This window comes from Ralstonia sp. A12 (assembly GCF_000801955.1).
Lineage (GTDB): Bacteria > Pseudomonadota > Gammaproteobacteria > Burkholderiales > Burkholderiaceae > Ralstonia.
On the sequence record NZ_JSZO01000012.1, the window covers coordinates 58,042 to 81,764 of the forward strand.

General features: G+C 64.0%; 19 protein-coding genes. 13 read left to right on the forward strand and 6 right to left on the reverse strand.

The annotated features are described in order from the left end of the window. The first annotated feature begins 102 nt into the window (after positions 1 to 102). The 4 genes from PI87_RS15575 to PI87_RS15590 are packed head-to-tail and all read left to right on the forward strand — an operon-like array spanning position 103 to position 4,841. A complete protein-coding gene (locus PI87_RS15575) occupies positions 103 to 1,473 on the forward strand; it encodes a uracil-xanthine permease family protein (protein ID WP_052321565.1) in 1,371 nt (456 codons plus the stop codon). A 26-nt stretch (positions 1,474 to 1,499) separates the two neighbouring features. Further along, positions 1,500 to 2,957, forward strand: coding sequence for an amidohydrolase family protein (locus PI87_RS15580; RefSeq protein ID WP_052321566.1), 1,458 nt, complete (start codon positions 1,500 to 1,502; stop codon positions 2,955 to 2,957). Between the two features lie 31 nt (positions 2,958 to 2,988). Continuing rightward, positions 2,989 to 3,705 carry a sulfite exporter TauE/SafE family protein gene (locus tag PI87_RS15585; RefSeq protein ID WP_039598635.1) on the forward strand — a complete coding sequence of 239 codons (717 nt, stop codon included), beginning with the start codon at positions 2,989 to 2,991 and terminating at the stop codon, positions 3,703 to 3,705. Between the two features lie 44 nt (positions 3,706 to 3,749). Next, positions 3,750 to 4,841: a porin gene (locus tag PI87_RS15590; protein ID WP_039598636.1), complete on the forward strand. Its 1,092-nt coding sequence runs from the start codon at positions 3,750 to 3,752 to the stop codon at positions 4,839 to 4,841. A 173-nt stretch (positions 4,842 to 5,014) separates the two neighbouring features. On the opposite strand, the gene PI87_RS15595 is transcribed toward PI87_RS15590, so the two are convergent. After that, positions 5,015 to 5,431 carry a hypothetical protein gene (locus tag PI87_RS15595; RefSeq protein WP_039598637.1) on the reverse strand — a complete coding sequence of 139 codons (417 nt, stop codon included), beginning with the start codon at positions 5,429 to 5,431 and terminating at the stop codon, positions 5,015 to 5,017. 316 nt (positions 5,432 to 5,747) lie between these two features. Between PI87_RS15595 and PI87_RS15600 the strand changes: the two genes are divergently transcribed. Further along, positions 5,748 to 6,296: a TetR/AcrR family transcriptional regulator gene (locus tag PI87_RS15600; RefSeq protein ID WP_232314006.1), complete on the forward strand. Its 549-nt coding sequence runs from the start codon at positions 5,748 to 5,750 to the stop codon at positions 6,294 to 6,296. A 22-nt stretch (positions 6,297 to 6,318) separates the two neighbouring features. On the opposite strand, the gene PI87_RS15605 is transcribed toward PI87_RS15600, so the two are convergent. After that, positions 6,319 to 8,214 (reverse strand): potassium transporter Kup, encoded by a 1,896-nt coding sequence (locus PI87_RS15605; RefSeq protein WP_039598694.1) that lies wholly within the window; start codon positions 8,212 to 8,214, stop codon positions 6,319 to 6,321. Positions 8,215 to 8,567: 353 nt separating this feature from the next. Between PI87_RS15605 and PI87_RS15610 the strand changes: the two genes are divergently transcribed. Continuing rightward, positions 8,568 to 8,771, forward strand: coding sequence for a cold-shock protein (locus PI87_RS15610; RefSeq protein WP_039598695.1), 204 nt, complete (start codon positions 8,568 to 8,570; stop codon positions 8,769 to 8,771). Between the two features lie 214 nt (positions 8,772 to 8,985). Continuing rightward, complete coding sequence (locus PI87_RS15615; protein WP_039598639.1) at positions 8,986 to 9,192, forward strand: cold-shock protein; 207 nt, start codon at positions 8,986 to 8,988, stop codon at positions 9,190 to 9,192. Positions 9,193 to 9,268: 76 nt separating this feature from the next. Here PI87_RS15615 and PI87_RS15620 read toward each other — a convergent pair whose 3' ends face one another. Both PI87_RS15620 and PI87_RS15625 read right to left on the reverse strand, forming a co-directional pair. Beyond that, complete coding sequence (locus PI87_RS15620; RefSeq protein WP_039598640.1) at positions 9,269 to 10,792, reverse strand: CoA-acylating methylmalonate-semialdehyde dehydrogenase; 1,524 nt, start codon at positions 10,790 to 10,792, stop codon at positions 9,269 to 9,271. Between the two features lies 1 nt (position 10,793). Continuing rightward, positions 10,794 to 12,131: an aspartate aminotransferase family protein gene (locus PI87_RS15625; RefSeq protein ID WP_039598641.1), complete on the reverse strand. Its 1,338-nt coding sequence runs from the start codon at positions 12,129 to 12,131 to the stop codon at positions 10,794 to 10,796. A 145-nt stretch (positions 12,132 to 12,276) separates the two neighbouring features. Here PI87_RS15625 and PI87_RS15630 point away from each other — a divergent pair, with 145 nt between their 5' ends. The 4 genes from PI87_RS15630 (at position 12,277) to PI87_RS15645 (ending at position 16,910) form a co-directional block, all read left to right on the forward strand. Continuing rightward, positions 12,277 to 13,689 carry an aminotransferase-like domain-containing protein gene (locus PI87_RS15630; protein ID WP_039598696.1) on the forward strand — a complete coding sequence of 471 codons (1,413 nt, stop codon included), beginning with the start codon at positions 12,277 to 12,279 and terminating at the stop codon, positions 13,687 to 13,689. Positions 13,690 to 14,052: 363 nt separating this feature from the next. Then, on the forward strand, positions 14,053 to 14,802 hold the full coding sequence (locus PI87_RS15635; protein ID WP_039598642.1) for an acetoacetate decarboxylase: 750 nt from the start codon (positions 14,053 to 14,055) through the stop codon (positions 14,800 to 14,802). A 34-nt stretch (positions 14,803 to 14,836) separates the two neighbouring features. Further along, the gene (locus tag PI87_RS15640; RefSeq protein WP_039598643.1) at positions 14,837 to 15,622 is read left to right on the forward strand and encodes a 3-hydroxybutyrate dehydrogenase; all 786 of its coding nucleotides are present in this window, start codon (positions 14,837 to 14,839) and stop codon (positions 15,620 to 15,622) included. 25 nt (positions 15,623 to 15,647) lie between these two features. Continuing rightward, positions 15,648 to 16,910 (forward strand): DUF3734 domain-containing protein, encoded by a 1,263-nt coding sequence (locus PI87_RS15645; RefSeq protein ID WP_039598644.1) that lies wholly within the window; start codon positions 15,648 to 15,650, stop codon positions 16,908 to 16,910. 6 nt (positions 16,911 to 16,916) lie between these two features. Here the strand turns inward: PI87_RS15645 and PI87_RS15650 are convergent, their stop codons facing one another. Further along, positions 16,917 to 19,049, reverse strand: coding sequence for a cation:proton antiporter (locus tag PI87_RS15650; protein ID WP_052321568.1), 2,133 nt, complete (start codon positions 19,047 to 19,049; stop codon positions 16,917 to 16,919). Next, a complete protein-coding gene (locus tag PI87_RS15655) occupies positions 19,046 to 20,158 on the reverse strand; it encodes an oxidoreductase (protein WP_039598645.1) in 1,113 nt (370 codons plus the stop codon). The genes PI87_RS15650 and PI87_RS15655 overlap by 4 nt, the downstream gene beginning before the upstream one ends. Before the next feature lie 248 nt (positions 20,159 to 20,406). On the opposite strand from PI87_RS15655, the gene PI87_RS15660 reads away from it, so the two are divergent. Next, the gene (locus PI87_RS15660) at positions 20,407 to 22,539 is read left to right on the forward strand and encodes a TonB-dependent receptor (protein WP_039598646.1); all 2,133 of its coding nucleotides are present in this window, start codon (positions 20,407 to 20,409) and stop codon (positions 22,537 to 22,539) included. Between the two features lie 22 nt (positions 22,540 to 22,561). Beyond that, on the forward strand, positions 22,562 to 23,704 hold the full coding sequence (locus PI87_RS15665; RefSeq protein ID WP_039598647.1) for a PepSY-associated TM helix domain-containing protein: 1,143 nt from the start codon (positions 22,562 to 22,564) through the stop codon (positions 23,702 to 23,704). The last annotated feature ends 19 nt before the right edge of the window (positions 23,705 to 23,723 follow it).

The following is a 23,723-nucleotide window of genomic DNA, read 5'->3' on the forward strand; positions in this document are numbered from 1 at the left end:
ACCCCAAATCGATTTGGGGAAACAACACCATCGCATCCGGAAACCGGAGCAGCCCGACGCTGGCGCAACCCGCGTCCGCCGGGAAATAGGAGACAAACCACCATGACGAAGACCCAGCCGGCAGACGCTGTCGACGAGCGCTTGCCGCTACGCACCCTTATCCTCTTTGGACTCCAGCACGTGATGGTGGTGGCCGCATCGCCGATCACTGCGGTGTTTCTGGTCGCCAAGGCGCTCGGCCTGCCCTCCGGGCTGACGGTGGATCTCATCAGCGCCACCTTCCTCGCCTGCGGCCTGGGCAGTCTGCTGCAGTCGTTTGGGCCGCGCGGATTCGGGGCGCGCCTGCCGTTCATCATGGTGCCCGGTGGGGCGCCGCTCGTGCTCTTCGTGCTCATCGCGCAGCAAACGAACCTGCAGACCGCCACCGGCGCGGTCATCCTGGCGGGGCTGTTCTACTTCCTGCTGCTCCCGGTCTTCGCGCGCTGCCTGAAATTCTTCCCGCGCATCGTCATTGGCGCGATGCTGATTCTGGTGGCGATCAACCTGGTCAACATCTACGGCGGCGTCATCGTCGGCCGTCCGGGCACACCTGAGTTTGCCAACCCGCTCTGGATTGGCCTGGCGCTTGCGACCGTCGCCTTCACGATCCTGTTCGCCAGGCTGTTCTCGGGCATGTTCGGGCAACTGGCCGTGCTGCTGGGCATGCTGGCAGGCGCCGCCCTGTCTGCCGTGCTCGGGCTGATGAACTTCACCGGCGTCTTCTCCGGCCCGTTCATCACGCTGCCCACGCCGCTGCCGTTCGGCGCGCCGCAATTCGACGTGCTTGCGGCGCTGCCGCTGCTGATCTTCAGCGTGATTTCGATGGCGGAAGCGACCGGGCAGACGGTCGCCATCGCCGAGGTCGTGGGCAAGGAGATTGATCCGCGCGTGACGGTGCCGAAGACCATCCGCGGGGACGCGCTGATGTCAGTGCTGGGCGGGCTGTTTGGCACGTCGATGATCATCACCAGCAGCGAGAACATCGGCATCGTTCAGGCCACCGGCATCCGCTCCCGCTACGTGACTGCAATGGCGGGCGTCATCCTGATCGTCATTGCACTGCTGGCGCCGCTGGGCCGACTGGCCAACGCGATTCCAGCCGCCGTCGTGGGCGGGACCGCGCTGGTCGTGTTCTCGATCATCGGGGTGATGGGCATCAACCTGCTGCGCCAGGTGGATCTGCGCGCCCGCTCCAGCATGTACACCCTCGCCGCCGCGCTGACGATGGGGCTGCTCCCGATCGTCGTGCCCGGCATCTACAGCCGGTTTCCCGCAACGCTGCAGATCGTGCTCAACAACGGACTCGCCATGGGCGCGCTGACGGCGGTACTCGTCAACATCGTCTTCGAATACCTGCGCTGGCCGGTACGCAATGCCGCCAATCCGGCCATGCATCTCGAAACGGCAGTGAGCGACAAGCATCCCTGCCACTAACAACCCCTCCTTGATACGGACCCATCATGGCTTCCCTCGCCACGTCTCTCTCCACCCCGCCCGGCCTGTCGCACACCGATCTGCGCGCCGATGAATTGCTGCTGTTGCCCGAGTACCTGTTGCTGGACGAGGGGCCGGTGCAGGGGTACGGCGCCGTCGTTGCCGACGGAAAATTTCTCGACATCGACCGGGCGGAAGCGCTGATCGCGCGCTACCCGCACCTGATGCCGCTCAGCCTGCCGGGCAAGCTGATCATGCCGGGCTTCATCGATACCCACCATCACCTCACGCAGTCGTTCGGCAAGGCGTTCGCGTTTGGCGAGCCCTCGGAAATCTTTCGCCGGATCTGGGTGCCGCTGGAAAACTGCCTCGACGAGAACCTGCTGCACATGTCGGCCAAACTGGCCGCATTGGAGTCGCTGCGCGGCGGTTTCACCACGGTCTGCGATGCGGGCACGCGTGCCGACGGAGATGCCACGACCATTGCCGCCGCCACGCAGGAAGTCGGCATCCGCTGTGTGCTCGGGTTGATCTGCAACGACATGGCCGACCACGTGGATGCACATGAACGGGCCGCCATCCTTGCGCGTGCGCAGCAGCACTTGGCGCGGTGGGAGAACCATCCGCTCGTGCATCCGTCGTTGGCCATTTCGGTACCGGAAGCCGGGTCCGACGGCATGCTGCAAGCGGCCGCAGCACTGTGCACCGACGCCGACACGATCTTCCAGACACACGCGAACGAGCACCTCGCATCTGTCGAGCGGTCGATCGTGCAACGCAAGATGCGCCCGATCGAGCATCTGCACTACGCCGGCGCGCTCGGGCCGCAAACGCTGATCGCGCACGCCACGCTCGTCACCCCCACCGAGCTGAACCTGCTGCGCGATACCGGCGCCGCGGTCAGCTACAACCCCGTCGCCAGTTCGTGGAAGGGCAACGCCGTGGCGCCCGCCATGCAGATGGCGGCACTCGGCATCCGGGTCGGACTGGGCACCGATGGCACGCGCAGCGACGCCTTCCGGCTGCTCGATGCGGCGGAATCCGCCCAGCGATTCGCCTTCGGCCTCACCACCGGCGATTCCGCCTGCGGTGACGGCGACCTGTGGCTGAACCTCGCCCATCACGGCGGCGCCAACGTGCTGCGCCTGGGCGCCCGCATCGGTGACATTGCGCCGGGCAAGACCGCGGACTTCCTGCTGGTCGACATCGACGTACCGGAGATGCGGCCGTCCTGGAATCTCAGTTGGGAGCTGGTCCGGCTCGCCAATCGCAGCCAGATCGATGCGGTCTTTGTCGCTGGGAAGCTGCGCCTGTGGCAGGGCTGGCCATTGGACTGGGACGCCCGCGCCTTCCTGAAGGAGGTGGACGCAGCGGCCGCCGAGGTGGTGGCGCGTGCCCCAATCCAGCGAGTCCATGCGCCCTCGTGGTCCAACGCCCGCTTGCGGCAAACCACGCAACCCACCAACGCCATCACCGACCGGTGAGGGGCCATTCAACCTAGAAGCGAGACATCTTGTGAGTTTGACCATCTTTGCCCTCCTGGCCGCCACGGTCGCCATCGGTGCCTTTGTACAGGGCGCTGTCGGCGTGGGGTTCGCACTCATTGCCGCACCGGTGATCGGGCTCGTGGAGCCCGGTCTGTTGCCCGTGTCGTTGTTGATCCTGATGCTGCCCTTGAATGCGTATCTCGCGTGGCGTGAGCGCCCTGCATTGGATTCACACGGCGCCATCTGGATCACGGTCGGGCGCATTGCCGGCGCAGTGGGCGGTGTATGGATCCTTTCGCGTATCTCGACACACGACCTCAACCTGTTCATTGGCGCATCGACCGTTGCTGCAGCCGTCGCCACCCTGTGCGCACCTGCGTTTGCGCCGGGCCGCAATTCGTTCATGGCAGCCGGCGCCGTCACCGGGATTACCGAGACGGCAACCGGCATCGGCGGCCCGGCACTGGCCATGGTGTTTCAGCACTACCAGGCACCGGCACTGCGATCGACCATCGCGCTCTGTTTCGCCATCGGTGAAGCGGTTTCGCTGGGGATGCTCAGCGTTACCGGACAGATCACGCCCGACAAGTTCGTATCAGCGCTGCAGTTGGTTCCGGCGGTCATCGTGGGGGCCTTCATCAGCCAGCACATCCACCACCACTTCAACGGCCGGATCCTGCGCATCAGCGTGATGGGGTTCGCGATCGTCTCCGGCGCCGCGATTCTGTATCAGACCTTGGCGTGAGCAGCAGCTCAGCCACACATACCTATTAAAACGGAGGAGACCATATGAACAAGAAGGGCCTGACTTGCATCGCCCTCTCACTACTGGCGGCTGCCGCCGGTGTGCATGCGCAGAGCAGCGTGACGCTCTACGGCAGCCTGGACGCCGGCATCGGCTATGTCAGCAACCTGCGCGGGAGTTCTGCGTTCCTCGCGCAGCAGGGCACGTATCAGGCAGACCGCTGGGGCCTGATGGGCACCGAGGATCTGGGTGGCGGGCTGAAATCGGTGTTCAAGCTTGAGTCCGGGTTCTCGACCATTACCGGTGCGATGTCCAGCGCGGGAACACTGTTCAACCGCCAAGCCTATGTCGGGCTGTCTGACAACCGCATCGGCACCGTCACGCTCGGCCGCCAGACCGACTTCCACTTCGAGATGCTCGGGCCGCTATCCACCGCCCAGGCGCTCGGCGATTTTTCCGCGTTCCACCCCGGCAACATCGACGGCCTGGGCAACACGCTGCCGGTGCAACTCTCGAATACGGTCAAGTTCCGTAGCCAGACGTTCTCGGGCATCACGCTCGGAGCCATGTACGGCTTCACCAACGCAGCCAGCAGCACGGCTGGGCACAGCATCAGCCTTGGCGCGACCTACGCAAACGGGCCGCTCAACCTGGCAGCGGCGTACTCGGAATATCACAACCGCACGCTGAACATCGCGGGTGGCCTGGGCCTGACGAGTTTTCAGGGCGTCAACCTGGCCAGCGGCGCACCGTTCGTGGCCGATCTCGCCAAGAACGCCGGCATTGGTGGCAGCTATCAGCTGGGCGCCTTCAAATTGCACGGGCTCATCACCCAGGTCCGCATCGAGCGCAATGGCCAGACAGACAACTACCGAAGCATCGATGGCGGCGTCAATTTCCAGCTGACGCCGGCGTACCAGATTGACGCGGGCGCGTGGACCACCACGCTCGCGGGAAAACGCTGGACGCAGTTGACGATCGCCAACGTCTACGAGCTGTCAAAGACCACGCAGCTGTACGCCGACCTGATGGTTGGGCAAGGCTCGCAAGGTGCTGTGGCTACCACGCTGGGCATCGGCGCCTCGTCATCCAATCGGCAGACCGTTGTCCTGACCGGCATTCATCACCTCTTCTGAGCATTACCGCTACCTCAGTGCAGTGCTGGCCCCTCCTGGCAGAGCACTGTTTAGCCCTCCATAGCGGGGGCGTTTTTTTTGACGGAAAACGCACAGCCGCTCCCGCCACACCCTCATAACCGGGCAGCGGCGACGACACCCACTCGCCCGCTGCCCCAATCAGCAACGCTGCCTTAGCCTTGCGCCACCGCCTCGCCGAGCTCGGCATTGGTCACAGCCTGCCCGTTCAGACTCCACGCACCGTCCACCGCGTGGACCACATTCACGAAGATGTACTCCCGCGGCTGCCGCCCCGCCGACAACTCTTCAATGATGTTGGTGGCATCGGCAAAGAAACCTTGCTGGACTTCGCGGTTGGTGAATGCGATGCCCGGCACCTTCCACTCCACCCACGCCCCGGCAAACGGCTTGCCGGCTGAGAACGTCGCCGACTTCGGCAACACATGAACCGTTGCAGTGACGTTGGGGGTCATGACGGTGTTGCCCAGCAGTCCGTGCCATTTCAGCATGGCCTCGGTCAGCCGGGAGACCGCGGTGCTTTCGCTGCCAGGGGGCAGCACGCCTTCAGTCAGGGTGAGAGTCAGCGGCATATCAAACTCCAGTTAGTTGATATTGCGATCGTTACATAACGACCGCAATGCAATCTAGGAACCCACATTGGGTGTGTCAAGGAATAGATAGCGATCGCGTTATCATTGCGCTGCCAATCCCGTGCAGATAGTGCTTTACCGGCAATCTAGAAACCTGTTCATTGGCACGCAACCTATCTACTTGTTGTGTATCGATCGCGATCTATACTATCGAAACACTCCGGCTGATTGCCAAACGTAGAATAGCGATCGCTCCACAAACTGATAGCCACCCATGAGATATCCGGAAGGACACAAAGAGGAAGCTCGCGCCCGCATGGTTGCCGCCGCCGGCCGGGGGTTTCGCAAGCATGGCTTCGGTGGCATCGGCGTTGATGGGCTGGCCAAAGAGGCCAAGGTCACGTCAGGGGCGCTGTATGGCCATTTCCCGTCAAAGAACGCGGCCTTCAGGGAAGCCGCGATCGCCGGGCTGGAGGAGTTGCGCAGCGGCGTGCTTGCCATGCGCGCGCAACATGGCGCGGATTGGCTTGAACCGTTTATCGATTTCTATCTGGGCTTCAAGCGCGTCTGCGAGCTGGGCGAGAGCTGTGGCTTGCAGAGCCTGACGCCCGAAGTCTGCCGCGCTGACGAGGACGTGCGCGCCGCCTACGAACTGCATCTGCAGGGAGTCGTGCATGCGGTGGCGGATGGCTTGCCGGGCGGTACGCCGGCTGACCGACATCAGCGCGCGTGGAGCCTGCTCTCCTTGCTGCCAGGCGCCGTGACGATGGCCCGCGCTACCTCCGGTAACGCCGTCTCTGAGGAGATCGCGCGCGCGGTGCGTGCGGCGGCCCTGCTGGTGGCGCGTACGCCGGGCGAAGGCTGATCGACAAGCAGAAACGCCCGCGCTAGATCTCCACCTTGCTCCCCAGCTCAACCAGCCGGTTGGCAGGGATTCGGAAGAAGTCCGATGGCTTGGCGCTGTTGTGCTGCATCCAGGCAAACAGCGACTCTCGCCACATTGCCATGCCGGGCAGCGGTGATGGCACCACCGTGGCACGCGTAATGAAGAACGACGTCTCCATATCTTCAAAGACGATGTTCAGGCGCTGGCCCACGCTCTTGACGATCTCGTCCACCGCGGGGGTCTCCTTGAAGCCGAAATCCACGGTCGCGGTGTAGATGTCTTCGCCAATGGTCCTGAGCACCATCCGCTTGGCGGGCTCCACATAGGGCACGGCCAGCGTACGGAAGTGAATGAACAGCACGCGCTTGTGCAGCACGTGGTTGTGCTTGAGGTTGTGCAGCAGTGCCAATGGCACGAACTCGATGCTCGGCGTGAGATACACGGCCGTGCCATCCACGCGATACGGCGGATGGCGCAGCAGGCCTTCCATGAACGGTTCAAGCGGAATGCCACCTTCCACATTGCGCGCCTTGAGCAATTGCGTGCCGGTATGCCACGTCACCATCAGGAAGAAGATCAAGCCGCCCAACAGCAGCGGGAACCAGCCACCCGCTGCAATCTTGAGCAGGTTGGCGCTGAAGAACGACAGATCCACTGCCAGGAACACCGCGCCGATGCACGCAACCACAGGCAGGCTCCACTTCCATGCCTTGTGCATCACCACAGTCACCAGACCAGTGGTCAGCAGCATGGTGGTCGTCACGGCAATGCCGTAAGCGGCGGCCAGGTTGTCGGATTTGCCAAAGGCCAGCACCACCGCCACCACCAGTAACAGCAGTATGTAGTTGACCACCGGCACGTAGATCTGGCCGATCTCCACATCTGACGTGTAGAGAATCTTCATGCGCGGCGCATAGCCCAGGTGCACGGCCTGCGCCGTCATCGAGAACGCACCGGAGATGACTGCCTGCGATGCGATCACGGTGGCAGCGGTCGCCAACACCACCATCGGGCCCACGGCCCAGGTTGGCATCAACAGGAAAAATGGGTTCTGCACGGCGGAGGGCTCGCGCAACAGCATCGCGCCCTGCCCGAAGTAGTTCAGCAGCAGGCACGGCATGGCAATGTAGAACCATGCAAAGCGGATCGGCCGGGCCCCAAAGTGGCCCATGTCGGCATAGAGCGCTTCGGCACCGGTCAATGCCAGGAACACCGAACCGAACACGATGAACGCCAGGATGGTGTGCCGGAACGCAAATTCGAGCGCATAGACCGGGCTGAGCGCCACAAGGATCTGCGGAGATTTCACCACTGATACCAGCCCGATCAGCCCCAGCAGCAAGAACCAGATCAGCATGATCGGCCCGAACAGGCGCCCGACCACGTGCGTGCCCTGCTTCTGCAGCAGAAACAGCCCAATCAGCACGACCAGTGCCAGCGGCAACACCCACGTCTGTAGCGAGGGCGCCATGATCTCCATGCCTTCAATCGCGGAAAGCACCGAGATGGCCGGCGTGATGACGGCGTCGCCGTAGAACATGGCCGCGCCGAGCAGGCCAAGCATCATCAGCGTGCGGGTAAACCGGGCACCGCCGCCGCTTGCGCGCATGGCCAGCGCTGTCAATGCAAGGATGCCGCCTTCGCCATTGTTGTCGGCGCGCATGACAAACAGCACGTATTTGATGGAGACCACCAGCGTCATCGCCCAGAACAGCATCGACAGGATGCCAAAAACGGTCTGGTCCGAGAACGGAACCCCATGCTCGGGGTTGAAGCATTCCTTTAGTGCATACAAGGGGCTGGTGCCGATGTCCCCGAAGACCACGCCGATCGCGCCCACCATGGTGGCCATCAACGCGGGTTTTTTTGTGATTGTGCTGGCGGTGGCTGTCGTCATGGTTGCCTGCGACTGGAACGACGGGAGCGCACGCAACTTTCGTGCACCAACTGCCTTGCCGCCCACGCCTGGCGCGGCATTGGAGTGCGGCAGAAGCCACTAAAGCTTAGGTGAAAACGCTCGGTTTTGTGCGAGTGTTTGCACCGATGGCACGAACGCGCAGACGCTGGTGGCCCCCTCAGGCATCGCCCATGCTTGATCTAAACGGGCCGTGTTAAAAAAACAGACTTTGACGAGGAGACGCGCCAAGCATATATTCACCAAACGATCGTTTGGCCGGTTTGGCCGGGTCTGCCTGCTGTGTTTCTTTTGGCCGGCGGCCGATCGATTTCTCAACTTTACGACTCAAGATCATGGCTACTGGTACCGTCAAGTGGTTCAACGACGCAAAGGGTTTCGGCTTTATTACTCCGGACGATGGCGGCGAGGACCTTTTTGCACATTTTTCCGCTATCACGATGCAGGGCTTCAAAACCCTGAAGGAAGGTCAGAAGGTGTCGTTTGACGTCACGCAAGGCCCGAAGGGTAAGCAAGCCTCGAATATCCAGGCGGCTTAATCCGAAGGCCGGGGCACCGGCATAGCCAAGATCGCCATTGCGATTGCAGGACGGCGCGCCATCCTTCCGGGCAAGGAGGCGCGTCGGTCGAAGGCCCCGTAGAAGTCAGGTTGCAAGGGTTGTTCAGTACGTGTTTGCCATCAAGCGGTCGAAGGGCTGCCGCCTCCTAAACAGCGGCGCTCCGGTTTGACGAAGTCCCTCTCGGGAGAATGCAATGGCCAGCCGAATTGAAGATAACGCCGTTCAATATGATCCGCCCGCCGGGGCAGCTGCAGAAATGCACGCTGCCCCGCGCTTTATTCGGGATTCGGAGATCCAGTTTTCACGCACACCTGCGTTCCATGAAGGCCAGCGCGTGAGTTTCGATATCGAGATCGGCCCCGACGGCGAGCCAATCGCCGTGAATATCAAGCCAATATGACGGCGCGGTTGACCTGCCGCATGCGCAAAGAAAAAAGGGAGGCAGAGCCTCCCTTCTTCATTGGTGCGTACGGCGCTTACTTGGCCGTGGGCATGACAAACTCGGCGCCCTTGGCAATCGAATCCGGCCAGCGTTGCATCACGCTCTTGTAGCGTGTGTAAAAACGCACACCCTCTTCGCCATAGGCGTGGTGGTCGCCAAACAACGAGCGCTTCCACCCGCCAAAGCTGTGCCACGCCATCGGCACCGGGATCGGCACATTGATGCCGACCATGCCCACCTGGATCTGGCGTGCAAATGCGCGCGCCACGCCGCCGTCGCTGGTGTAGCACGACACACCATTGCCATATTCGTGGGCGTTGATCAGGTCCACGGCTTCGGCAAAGTCATGCACGCGCACGACAGACAGCACCGGGCCGAAGATCTCTTCCTTGTAGATCGTCATCTCGGGTTTGACGTGGTCGAACAACGTGCCACCCGTGAAGAAGCCCTGTTCGTGACCCGCCACCGTATGACCGCGGCCATCCACCACCAGCTTGGCGCCCTCTTCCACACCCTTGGCGATATAGCCCTCCACCTTGGCCTTGTGCGGGCCGGTGACGAGCGGGCCCATTTCACTGTCTGCTTCCATGCCGTTGCCGATCTTGAGCGCGCGCGCACGCTCGGCCAGACGCGGCACGAGTTTGTCGGCCACGTCGCCCACCGCCACGGCCACGGAGATGGCCATGCAACGCTCGCCAGCTGAACCGTAGCCGGCGCCGATGAGCGCGTCGACCGCCTGGTCGAGATCGGCATCGGGCATCACCACCAGGTGGTTCTTCGCGCCGCCCAGTGCCTGCACGCGCTTACCGTGTTTCGTACCTTCGGTGTAGATGTACTCGGCGATGGGCGTGCTGCCGACGAAGGACAGCGCCTGCACATCCGGATGCACCAGCAGCGCATCGACGGCATCCTTGCCGCCCTGCACGACGTTGAACACACCATCGGGCAAGCCGGCTTGCTTGAGCAGATCAGCAATCATCAGGCTCGGGCTCGGATCACGTTCGCTCGGCTTGAGGATGAACGTGTTGCCGCACGCCAGCGCCACAGGCGCCATCCACATCGGCACCATGAACGGGAAGTTGAACGGCGTGATGCCTGCCACCACGCCCAGCGGTTGGCGCAGGTTCCAGTTGTCGATGCCACCACCGATGTTGTCGGTGAACTCAGTCTTGAGCAGGTTCGGAATGCCGCAGGCGAATTCCACCACCTCGATGCCGCGCGTGACTTCGCCCTTGGCATCGGAGAACACCTTGCCGTGCTCGCGCGTGATGGCGGCAGCCAGGGCGTCTTGGTGCTGGTCAAGCAGCGCCTTGAAGTTGAACAGGATGCGCGCACGCTTCAGCGGCGAGGTCTCGGCCCACGCAGCTGCGGCGGCATGCGCGGCAGCCACGGCCGCATTCACTTCGTCCTTGCCGCCCAGCAGCACCTGCGCGCTAACAGCGCCAGTGGCGGGGTTGAACACGTCGGCGCTGCGCGTGGCGCTGCCCGCAACGCGCTGGCCACCGATGTAGTGGCTGACCACGGATTCAGTCACAGCGGGATCAATCGGTCGGTTCATCTCAAGCTACCTCTTGCAGAACAGTACGAACGGTATCGAAGATGCGCGCGATCTGCGCCTCGTCGATGATGAGCGGCGGCGAGAACGCCAGGATGTCGCCGGTGTAGCGCACCAGCACGCCACGCTCCAGGCATTTCAGGAAGACTTCATACGCACGTGCGCCGATGGCACCGGGACGCGACTCCAGCTCGATGCCAGCCACCAGCCCCAGGTTGCGGATGTCCTTGACGTGCGGTGCCCCCTTGACCGAATGCGCCGCAGCTTCAAACGCCGGGGACAGCGCGCGTGCACGCTCGAACAAGCCTTCGCTGCGATACAGGTCGATGGCCGCAACCGCTGCGGCGGCAGCCAACGGATGCGCGGAATACGTGTAGCCGTGGAACAACTCGATCGCACCCGGTGCGCCGGCGTCGATGATGGTGTCGTGCAGCGACTGACGCACAGCCACGGCGCCCATCGGCACGGCGGCGTTGTTGATGCCCTTGGCCATCGTCAGCAGGTCTGGCGTGACGCCGAAAAACTCTGCGGCCGTGGCGGCGCCAAGGCGGCCAAACCCGGTGATGACCTCATCGAAGATCAACAGGATGCCGTGCTTGTCGCACAGTGCGCGCAGGCGCTGCAGATAGCCCTTGGGCGGCACAAGCACCCCTGTGGAACCGGCCAGCGGCTCAACGATGACGGCGGCAATGGTCGACGCATCGTGCAGCGTGACGAGGCGCTCCAGCTCATCGGCCAGATGTTCGCCCCAGGCCGGTTGGCCCTTGGAGAACGCGTTGTGTTCCGGCGCGTGCGTGTGCGGCAGGTGGTCCACACCCGGGATCAGGTTGCCGGAGAATGCCTTGCGGTTCGGCGAGATACCGCCCACCGAGATGCCGCCAAAACCGACGCCGTGATACCCGCGCTCACGGCCGATCAGGCGGGTACGCTGCCCTTCGCCACGTGCACGGTGATAGGCCAGCGCAATCTTGAGCGCCGTGTCCACCGCCTCCGAGCCGGAGTTGACGAAGAAGATGCGGTTCAGCCCTTCCGGCATCAGCTCGGCCACTTTCTCGGCCGCGCGGAAGGCCATCGGGTGGCCCATCTGGAAGGTCGGCGCGAAATCCAGCGTGCTGGCCTGCGCGGTGATGGCGTCGACGATTTCCTTGCGGCTGTGGCCGGCGTTGACGCACCACAGGCCCGCCGTGCCATCCAGCACCTCGCGGCCGTCGGCATCGCGGTAGTACATGCCTTGGGCCGACGTGAGCAGGCGCGGTGCTGCCTTGTACTGGCGGTTGGCCGTGAACGGCATCCAGAAGTAGGACAGATCGGTGGTTTCCAGCGGGTGCGGTGCAGGTTTCATCGGTGTCTCCGAAAGAAAAGCGGGCAGGCAAGCGAATCAGCGGTTCGAGCAAACTGTACAGAGCCAAACGCAACGCGGACATGCACAGATGACGGTTCTGTACGAAACTGTATAGGTGCCTGCCACCCTCATGCCGCATCGCAACATGTCACTCGAACACCTCGAACTCGATCCTCATCATCCCCAGCGTACGTTGGTCGATCAGATAGTCCAAGGCATTCGTACCGCCGTGGAAAGCCGCAGCCTGCCCCCAGGCACGCGGCTGCCCTCGGTGCGCAAGCTTGCTCAGACACATGACGTCAGCACGTTCACGGTGGCCGAGGCCTACACGCGGCTGGCGGCGTTGGGGGCCATCGTGGCGCGGCCGCGCTCCGGTTATCTGGTCGCCGCGCGTGCGCCTGCACAGCCGGCCCCCGTTGCGCCGCGTTGGGAGCCGCCCAAGCTCAATGCTGCGTGGCTGCTGTCCGACGTGTTTGCCGATCGCTCCATCGCCGTCAAACCCGGTTGCGGCTGGCTGCCGAACGATTGGCTGGATGAGCGCGGTGTGCAGGAGGCGATGCGTGCGGTGAGCCGCGTCTCTGCACTGCGGGTGGCGGGCTACGGGCACCCGTGGGGTTATGCGCCGTTGGGTGAGACCGTGGCGGAATCACTCACGCTGCGCGGGTTGCCGGTCGAACGCTCACAGGTGCTGCTGACCAGTGGCGCCACGCAGGCGCTAGACCTGATCGTGCGCACCTTGTTCAAGGCCGGCGACGTGGTAGCCGTGGACGAGCCGGGCTATTGCAACGTGCTCCAGGTGCTCAAGCTGGCCGGCCTGCGCGTGGTTGGCGTGCCGCGCACGCCGGATGGCTTGGACACGGCAGCGCTGGAAGCCATCCTGCGCACCGACGATGCCGAGCGCCCGCGCGCGCTCTTCACTAGCTCCGTATTGCAGAACCCCACCGGCACATCGATGACCGCGCAGAACGCCTACCGCGTGCTGCAACTGGCCGAGCAGCACGGCCTGTGGATCGTCGAAGACGACCTGCACCGCGAACTGGCCGACCCTGCAGCCCCCATGCTGGCTGCACTCGACGGCCTGCGCCGCACGCTATACGTCAGCGGCTTCTCCAAGACGATCTCGCCGTCATTGCGTGCGGGTTACGTGGTGGCCGATGCCGCCATCACGCGAGAACTGGCGCGCACCAAGATGGCGGTCGCGCTCACCTCGTCGGAAATCACCGAGCGCATCGTGCACGCATTCGTTACCCGGCCGAGCTACGCAGAGCACGTGGCGCGACTGACTGCGCGCCTCGCCAAGGCGCATGCCGACGTGGAAACCATCATGCGCGAGCACGGCGCCATCGCGTTCGACACGCCGGGGCGCGGCCTCTTCCTGTGGGCGCGCCTGCCGGGCCATCCGAATGCCGCCGCGCTGGCCGACCAGGCCATCCGCCACAACATCTGGCTGGCGCCGGGCCAGTACTTCCGCACCGATGAGGCGGTCGACCCATGGCTGCGCTTTAACGTGGCGTACTCCGCCGAGCCCGCGCTATGGGCATTCCTGGCCCAGCAATAGCAATCTTCCAGTGGGCGCAACAATGCGTTGCCCCCGTCAACTAAGGTTGTCGATTTGCCCTGTACTGGCGGCTTCCGGCTACGATGATTGCCTACGCAATTAAATGAATCGACGCCGGAAACGCCTCTCGAAATCAGCCTCCATCAGCCGCATGTGACGGTTTGACTTTCCTGTCACATAAGCCCGGCAGCATCGCCTTTTGCGTCACATGCGTTCTGGCCGACGCACCACCGTCAGGCGTTGTCTATCGTGTTCGAGGCGTGCTGGCCTCACAGCGTTTGCTTCTGAGACCGGCTGATTTCCCGCTCTTCCCGCTGTCCGGATTCCCCTCCCTCCTCGATCCCTCACCGCACAAGGAGTGCCATGGATATCAAGACTGTCCGCGAAACCGCATTCGCGATGCCGCTCACGAGCCCGGCCTACCCGCCCGGTCCGTACCGTTTCATCCACCGTGAGTTCTTCATCATCACGTACCGCACCGACCCGGCCAAGCTGCGTGCCATGGTGCCGGAGCCGCTGGAAGTGCCCGAGCCGCTGGTCGCCTATGAGTTCATCCGCATGGCTGATTCCACCGGCTTTGGCGATTACACCGAGAGCGGCCAGGTGATCCCCGTCACCTACGAGGGCAAGCCCGGCACCTACACGCTGGCGATGTACCTGGACGACCACCCGCCCCTTGCCGGCGGCCGCGAGATGTGGGGATTCCCCAAGAAACTCGCCAGCCCGAAGCTGGAGACCGACAAGGACACACTGATCGGCACGCTGGACTACGGCCCCGTGCGCGTAGCCACCGGCACCATGGGCTACAAGCACCGCGAACTGGATCTGGCGGAGCAGAAACGCCGGCTGGAGCTGCCCAATTTCCTGCTCAAGATCATCCCGCACGTGGACGGCAAGACCGCGCGCATCTGCGAGCTGTCGCGCAACCACATGATCGATGTCGAGATGAAAGGCGCCTGGACCGGCCCCGCGTCGCTGGAGCTGGCGCACCACGCACTAGCGCCCGTGGCCGAACTGCCGGTGCTGGAAATTGTCGAAGCTCGGCACATCATTGCAGACCTGACCCTTGGCATGGGCGAGGTCGTGTTCGACTACCTCGCCAACACCCGGTAACACCGCTCTCCTCAACCCTCACGGAGTACACAACATGTCTGATTTGAAAGGCAAAGTCGCTGTCGTCACGGGTGCCGCCAGCGGCATCGGCAAGCAGATCGCCCTGACGCTTGCCAACTCGGGCGCCGCCATCGCCATCGTTGACCTGAACGAAGATGGTGCAAAGGCCGTCGCCAAGGAAATCACCGATGCGGGCGGCAAAGCCATCGGCCTGCGCATGGACGTGACCGACGAACAAGCCGTCGACAGCGGCATCGACCGCGTGGCGGAAGAACTCGGCTCGGTCGACATCCTCATCTCCAATGCCGGTATCCAGATCGTCAACCCGTTCGTGAGCTACTCGTTTGCCGACTGGAAGAAGATGCAGGCCATCCACGTCGACGGTGCGTTCCTGACCACGCGCGCAGCGCTGCGCCACATGTACAAGGACGACCGCGGTGGCGTGGTGATCTACATGGGCTCGGTGCACTCGCACGAGGGCTCGCCGCTCAAGTCGGCGTACGTGGCGGCCAAGCACGCGCTGCTGGGCCTGAACAAGGTGCTGGCCAAGGAAGGTGCCGCGCACAACGTGCGCTCGCACGTGGTGTGCCCGGGCTTTGTGCGCACGCCGCTGGTGGAAAAGCAGATTCCCGAGCAGGCCAAGGAACTCGGCATCAGCGAGGAAGAGGTCGTGAAGAAGGTCATGCTGGGCGACACCGTGGATGGCGTGTTCACCACCGTGGAAGATGTGGCCGAGACGGTGCGCTTCCTGGCCACGTTCCCGAGCGCAGCGCTGACCGGCCAGTCGTTCGTGGTCAGCCACGGCTGGTTCATGCAATAAGGCATCCGACAAGACCGGAGGAGACATGCCCGCACCCAAGCTACGCGTAGCAGCCAGCCGCGCCAAATCCAACGACACGGCGGAAGTCACCGGCACATCGCCCTCACCTTCCCCCTCAGGCATTGAGCTGCCGCCCTACGAAAACATCGCGCTGGTGCTGCAGGGCGGCGGCGCGCTCGGCTCGTACCAGGCTGGTGTGTTCGAGGGGCTGGATGCGGCCGGCATCATGCCGAACTGGATTGCGGGCATCTCCATCGGGGCGCTGAACACGGCCATCATCGCGGGCAATGCACCCAAGGATCGGTTGGCCAAGCTGCGCGAGTTCTGGCAGATCATCACGCAGCCGACGTTCTCGCCGCCGCTGCCCGACATCCTGGAAAATGCCTGGTTTGACGGCAACACGCATCTGCGCAAATGGCTGACTGCCATGCAGGCGGCCGACACCCTCATCGAGGGGCAGCGTGGCTTCTTCACGCCGCGCATTCCAGCGCCACTGCCGGCCAACGAAGTCGACCCGCTCGACGCAAGCTACTACGACACAAGTCCGCTGAAGGCTACGCTCGAGCGCCTATGCGATTTCGATCGCATCAACGACGGCGGCATCCGTGTATCGGTGGGTGCCGTGAACGTGCACACGGGCAATCTGGAAGCCTTCGACAACACCGAGCGCCGCCTGACCGCCGAGCACTTCATGGCCTCGGGTGCGCTGCCGCCGGGGTTCCCGCCCGTGCTGATCGACGGCGAGTACTACTGGGATGGCGGTGTCGTCTCCAACACGCCGCTGTCGTATGTGCTGGGCTCCAAGCCGCGCCGCGATACGCTGGTCTTCCAGGTGGACCTGTGGAGCGCGCTGGGCCCGGTGCCCAACACCATGATCGGCGTGGCGAGCCGACAGAAAGATCTGCAGTATTCCAGCCGCACACGCATGGTCACCGACTGGATGGAGCGTTCGCAATCCACGCGCCGGCTGGTGCGCAAGCTGCTTGAGCACATCCCAGAGAAGGAGTTCGAGCGCACGCAGTGGTACAAGCATGCGCAGGAACTGGCCTGCTCCAAGCGCTACAACGTGATCCACCTGATCTACGCGGCCAAGGAGCACGAGGGCCCCGGCAAGGACATCCAGTTCGGGCCGTCCACCATGCGCGACCACTGGAGCTCGGGCCTGACGGACATCCGCGAATCGCTCTCGCACCCCGAGTGGCTGGCGATGCCGGATGATGAGTCCGGCTTCGTCACGCACGACATCCACCGCCACCCGCATGCCGAGCGACGCGGCAAGCGGCTCTGAAGCGGACTAACCAGGCGACTGCGACGCGTTAGCGCGCTCTCGCAGCGTCCGGATCGACACGCCGAGCGGCGGCCGTGGCAACGCGGCCGACCAGGCACGGCGGATCACCCCGCTGATCTGCTTGTAGACCTCTTTCGAGATCACCGTTTCGGCCAGCATGGTGTCGACCTTGCTCTGGCCGATGTGCAGCGCAAACAACAGCAGCAGGCGCTTTTCGAGTGCGGCACTGTAGTCGCCGAACTTCACGCGCAGTTCGGTCAGGCCCTCTTCTGCCGCTTCGATCCGTGCGATCAGTACACCGTCGAGCAGATCGGCCATCCGCTCGCCCAGCACCGGCTGCAGTGACAAACGGTTGTAAGCACGCAGGCGTTCCAGCACCGTCTGTCGGCAGACCAGCAATTCATAGCGATCAGCCAACGCGTTGGCAAGCGGCCGATCGATATGCACCAAGCGGTGCAGCCAAACCGCAGCACGAAAACCGAAATTCTTGGCCAGAATCCGGCGCGATGCGCGCTTGTAACCCACGCGGCCTTCGGCGCGCGCCGCGTCGATCATGTCGGCGGTGTTGCGCATCATCGCGTCAAGGTTGCGGATGGAGATCAGGCCGTTGCCGTATTCCGGAATCAATTCGCGCTCGCGCGTGGCCAGTGACACCAGGCCGATGGTGAGTTGGTCGCGCTCGGACAAGGCGTCGTCCAGGTTCAGCTCCGCAGCGCCGGCCGCCACTTCCAGCCGATACGCCGCTGCGGCCTGATCTGCTGCCCCCGCTGCAAAGTGGAAGTGCCCGCCAATGCGGCGCATGATCGCCTCCACTTCTTCTGTCGACATATTCAGCGCCTGGCGCTGCAACGCCTGCTCCTGTGGCGAGAGCTGATCGAGCCCGAGCTGGTGCATCACCCAGCGCAACGTCGCGCCGTTGAAGAGCACGCTCACCAGCACGAAGCCCGTGGCGAGAATGGTGACGAAGTGCCGGTCAGCCGCGTGCACGGCGTGGTTCTCGGCCACACCCAACGCCAGCACCAACGTAACGGCGCCGCGCAGGCCGCCCCACGCAATCGCCAGCTTGTAGGCGTGGCTGACCGGTGCAGACAGCTTGAACCACGCCAACACCGGCAACAGACCAAACAGCACGGCCAGGCGGGCGACCAGTGCCGCCACCACAATCACCGCCAGCCAGAGCGCGTCTTGCCAAACCACACCGTGCAGCAGTTGCGGTACGCGCACGGCCGCCAGCAAGAAGACCACGGCCCCCGCCAGCGCGGCAATCTGTTCCCAGATCAGTTGCAGGTGCGACCAGTTGCGCGGCGTCAAGCGCGTGCGCCCCAACGCACCAATCACCAGCCCCGCGCACACCACGGAGACCACGCCCGACACATCGAGCACGTTTTCCGCCACGAGGTACAGCGGATACGGCAACGCGAGTGTCCACGCGGCTTCTGCCTGCGCGATGCCGCGCAGCGCCGGCAAGAGGAACGCGGCAACACGCCCGGCAATCAGCCCAAAGATCACGCCGCCGCCAAATGCCTTGGCCAGATCGCGCAGGCCGCCGCTGATGGTCGCATCGGTGCCGTGGCCCGTGAGCATGGCCAGCAGCACGCCCATGATGGCAATGGCGGCCGCATCGTTGAGCAGCGCCTCACCTTCCACCAGCCGGATCAGCCGCGCCGGTGCGCCTACATCACGAAACACGGCAATCACGGCGGAGGGGTCCGTCGTGGCGATCATCGCGCCCAGCAGCAGACACGTGACGATGCCGAACGGCGTGACAGCCGCCGCCGCCAGCCCAATGACGCCCGTGGCCACGATCACCGCCACGATGGCGAGCATGAGGATGGGCGCGGCATCCGGCGCCATGCTGCGCACGTCCACCGACAACGCCGCCTGAAACAGCAGCGGCGGCAGGAACAGCCACAGATAGGCCTCGGCCGGCCAGCTTGGATCAATGAGCGGCGCGAAGAAGGTCGCAGCAAATGCAGGCGCCGTGTTCTGCAAGCCCACATACGCACCGCCGATGCCGATACCCGCCAGCGCCAGCAGCGTCGATTCGGGCAACGTCAACCGCGACGCCAGCATCTGCACCAGCGCCACCACGGCGAGCAGGCCGCCCGCCGCCAACAACAGGATGACGACGCCGTTCACGAGGTGGCCTCCGGCATGGTGGACATGAGGGCAAGCCAATCGGCACGTTCGGTATCGGTCAGGTCTGGCACGACGGCGGTGCCGGTTTCGGCGGCGGCGATGGCCGCCTCGAGCACGGCCATCACGGCTACGGCCTGTACCGGCGGAACGGGGTTGGCGCGTTGGCCGAGGATGGCATCGCGCACGGCGGCGTAGTACGCACGTTGATCGCCCGCGGGTGTGGCGATATCGCTTGCCGAAAACGTTGCGCCGTCGATGAGGCTGCCCGCATCGTCATCAACGCCCCAGCCTTGCGCGCCAGGCGTCATGCCAGCCAGCAACTGTGCTTCCTGCTGATCCATGCGGCGCTTGATGAACGAGCCAAGCGTGCCGTGCACGATCCAGCGCGGCGCACCGCCCGCCACCAGCATGCTGGCGTGCAGGATGGCGCGGCGCTCGCCGTGGTGGAGCACCACGTGTGCCCAATCGGCGGTCTCCGCACCAGGGCGTTGCTGGGCAAACGATGCGCTCACCGCATCTGGCAGGCCGAGCAGCAGCAATGCCTGATCAATCAGATGTGGGCCGAGATCAAACCAGATGCCGGTGCCCTGCCCGGCTTGTTCGCGCCAGCGCGCACGCACCTGCGGGCGATAACGGTCGAAATGCGCTTCCACGTGCATCGCGTCACCAACGGCACCGCTGGCGAGCACGGCCTGTACGGCGAGGAAATCACTGTCCCAACGCCGGTTCTGGAAGACCGACAGCAAGCGGCCGGTCTCGCGGGCCACACGGGCCAGATGGCGCGCCTCTGCCAGCGTGACGGTAAAGGGCTTGTCCACCACAACGTGCTTGCCGGCACGCAACGCCGCTTCGGCCAACGGCGCGTGGCGGTCATTGGGCGCGGCAATGACGACGAGGTCGACGTCCGGGTGCACCGCTGCCGCCTCGGGCGCGCAAACCACAGCGTCTGGCCGATCCACGAGCACGGTGTCCGGCCGGTTCGAACCGATCACGTGCAGGCGCAGACCGGGGGTGGCGTCGATCAGGGCGGCGTGGAACAGCTTGCCCGCATAGCCGTAGCCCACCAGGGCAACGCGCAGGGGAGTCGATGGATGTGGTGAAGACGACATATCAAGAAAAGGCAAAAAGCAACTGAGTCAGACGCCGCGCACGCAACTTGGTGCCGCAAATTTGCAATTGACTCGTGGAAAGTTGCTGCGTCTTGTACCTGCAAACGTTACCTCCCGTCAAAAGCATGATTTAACTTTCTTGTAAATAGGAATTGTTCTCATTATTATCTGCGCCTTCACAAAGTGAAGGCGCCGCAGAAGACGGCGCCCTTCCCCACACCGGGGCTTTTTACTTTACGGGAACTGCAATGCCGCCGAAACGTCTGCGCCTGTCTCTGGCCGTCCTTGGAACCCTGCCGATGATGCACGTGGCGGCTGCTGCCGACACGCTTGCGGCTGCCGATGCCGGCACGCTGCCGACCACCATCACCAAGAGCACGCGCAGCAACACGAGCTACGACACGCCTGTCGCCAACACGGCCACGAAGATTCCCGTGCCGCTGCGCGAGATTCCGCAGTCGATCAACGTGGTGCCGCGTGCGGTGATTCAGGACCAGGGCGCGTTGTCGCTCAACGACACGCTGCGCAATGTACCGGGCGTATCGGCTTCGCTGGGTGATGCGCAGCGCGATCAGGTGACCATTCGCGGTTTCTCGTCGATCAACGATCAGTACGTCGACGGCCTGCGCGATGACTCATTGTATTTCCGTGACCTGTCGAACATCGACCGCATTGAAGTCCTGAAAGGCCCGGCTGCCGTGCTGTATGGACGTGGCTCGTCGGGCGGCATCATCAACCGCGTCACCAAGAAGCCGCTGGCCACGCCGCTGGCCGAGATTGGCGTGCTGGTGGGCACCGAGCGCCAGAACCGCGCCGAGTTCGACCTGAACACCTCCATCAACGACGACGCCATCCGCGCACGCATTACTGGCGCGGTGGAGGATTCGGGCGGTTTCCGCAACGACTATTTCCTGCGCCGCCAGGCCGTCTCGCCGTCGTTCCTGTTCAACCTGTCGCCCGATACCAAGCTGACGGTGCAGTTCGACTACCTGCACGACAAGCGCATTGCCGACCAGGGCGTGCCTTCGTACCACGGCCGCCCGGTGGATGTGCCCATCGGCACGCGCTACGGTTCGTCTGATGCAGGCGCAGGCAACATCGACACCACGGTCAAGAGCGTGACCGGCACGCTGGACCACCGCTTCAACGACAAGTGGTCGTTCCACAGCGTGGTGCGCAACTACGAATACTCGCTTGGTCGCAACAACTACACGACCGTGAAGAGCGTCAATGACGGCCCGACGTTGGCCACCCCGCCGACCGTCACGCTCAACGTCAACCAGCGCAACCGCAGCGATCGCGGCACCGTGTGGCAGAACGAGCTGACGCAGAAGGCCGAGACCTGGGGCATCCAGCACACGCTGCTGTACGGTATCGAACTGGGCTACCAGGACAAGAGCGACCGCGTGGCGTCCACCCCGGGCAACTTCAACGTCAACCTGTTCAACCCGGTGCTGCCGCTGCTGCCTACGGTGCCGGGCAACGCCACGCCCACCAACTACGGCCTCTCGCACAACGAGACGTACGCCGCGTATGTGCAGGACCTGATCAAGTTCTCGCCGCAATGGACGGTGCTGGCCGGCCTGCGCTACGAGATCCTCAAACAGAGCCGTGACGACCTCACGCCCAAGAACCAGGATCTCGCACGTACCGACAAGCCGGTCAGCCCGCGCCTGGGCGTGGTGTATCACCCGATCGAGCCGCTCTCGCTGTATGCGTCGTACAGCCGCTCGTTCCAACCGCTGGCTGACAGCTTCACATTCTTCGCCAACAGCGGTGCATTGGCGCCGCAGTCGACCACCAATTACGAGATCGGTGCCAAGTACGACCTGTCGGCTGGTGCCAGCGTGACGGCCGCGCTGTTCGACATGAAGCAGACCAACCTGACAGCCGCCGATCCGGCCACTGGCCTGGGCGTGCCCATCGGCACGCAGCGCACGCGCGGGCTGGAGCTGTCGTTCACGGGCGAAGTCGTCAAAACGTGGTCGCTGGTGGCGAGCTATGCCTACCTGAATGGCCGCCTGGAAAACCCGAACGATCGCAGCGGTGGCGTGGCGGTCAACGGCAACCAGCCGTCGCTCACGCCGCGGCATAGCGGCTCGCTGTGGCTCAAGCACGATCTGCCCAACGGCTTCTACGTGGCCGGCGGTGTGCGTGCGGAAGCCTCGCGCTATGCGTCGCAGTACAACGTGACGACGCTGCCCGGCTACATGACCGTCGACCTGGGTGCGGGTTATCGCAGCAAGAACGTCGACGTGACGCTCAATCTGCAGAACCTGTTCAACTGCGCGTACTACGTCTCGGCCCACGGCGGTGCAGAGAACTACAACATGCCGGGTGCACCACGCATGGCGCTGCTGGGCGTGCGCTACAAGATGTAAGCGTGTAACGGGCAAACACGCGATGCTGCGACGGGTGCTCTTCCGTCTGCACTGGCTGATCGGGTTGTCAGCCGGCGTAGTGCTGGCCGTCGTCGGCATCAGCGGTGCGCTGATGGCCTATGACGAGGTGTTGCTGCGCTGGCTCAACCCCAGCGTACTCAGCCTGCCGGCGCGTACCGGCCCCGCGCCCATGCTGGCGCCGGTGGCCGCACAGGCGCGCGCCGCCATGCCTGAGCGCCCCGTCACCTTCATCACCGCAGCATCGGACCCCGCCGAGCCCTGGCGTATCTGGTACGCCTGGCCGCCGGGCAAGCACGGCGGCAGCAGCCGCGGCGAGTTGCGCTACATCGACCCGGCCACTGGCACCCTGCTGCCCGAGGCGCGCGGGCAACGCTTCTTCGCCACCGTCAAACTGCTGCACCGGACATTGCTGGCCGACGAGATCGGCAAGCAGATCGTCGGTGCCAGCACGATTGCGCTGGTGGTGATGGCGTTGTCAGGGCTGTACCTGCGCTGGCCGCGCCGCGTGACGAACTGGCGCAGCTGGCTCGTCATCCGCTGGAGCCGTAGCGGGCGCATCCGTTGGTGGGATGTGCATACCGTCATTGGCACGCTGGTGCTGCCGCTGTATCTGCTGGCTGCGTTCAGCGGACTGTATTGGGCATATGACTGGTATCGCGATGGCCTGCAGCATATGGCCGGCATGCCCGTAACAGCCAAGACCAAGCCGGTGGAAGGCCCGCGCAAACCGCTTGGCGATGCGGCATTGGAGCGCACCTGGAACGCTTTCCTCCCCAACGCGTCGAACTATGCAACGGCCACCCTGCGCATCGACGATGCCCGCACCGGCAAGGTCGACATCAACTGGCTCCCGCTCGACGCACCGCACGACCGCGCCTTCAACCGCCTGACGCTCGATGCAGCCACCGGCGTGGTCATCCGCAACGAATCCTTCGCCAACAAGCCACCGATGCAGCGCCTGCTGGCCGGCATGCTGCCGCTACATAATGGGCGTTACTTCGGGCCTATCGGCGTGGTGCTGGTGCTGATCGGCGCGTTGATGCTGCCGGTCTTTGCGGCAACGGGGTGGTGGCTGTATCTGGATCGACGCAGGCGCGCACAACCGCAGCGCAAACACGCATCGGCAGCGACACGTCCTTGCTGACAACGCAGGGCGTCAATGC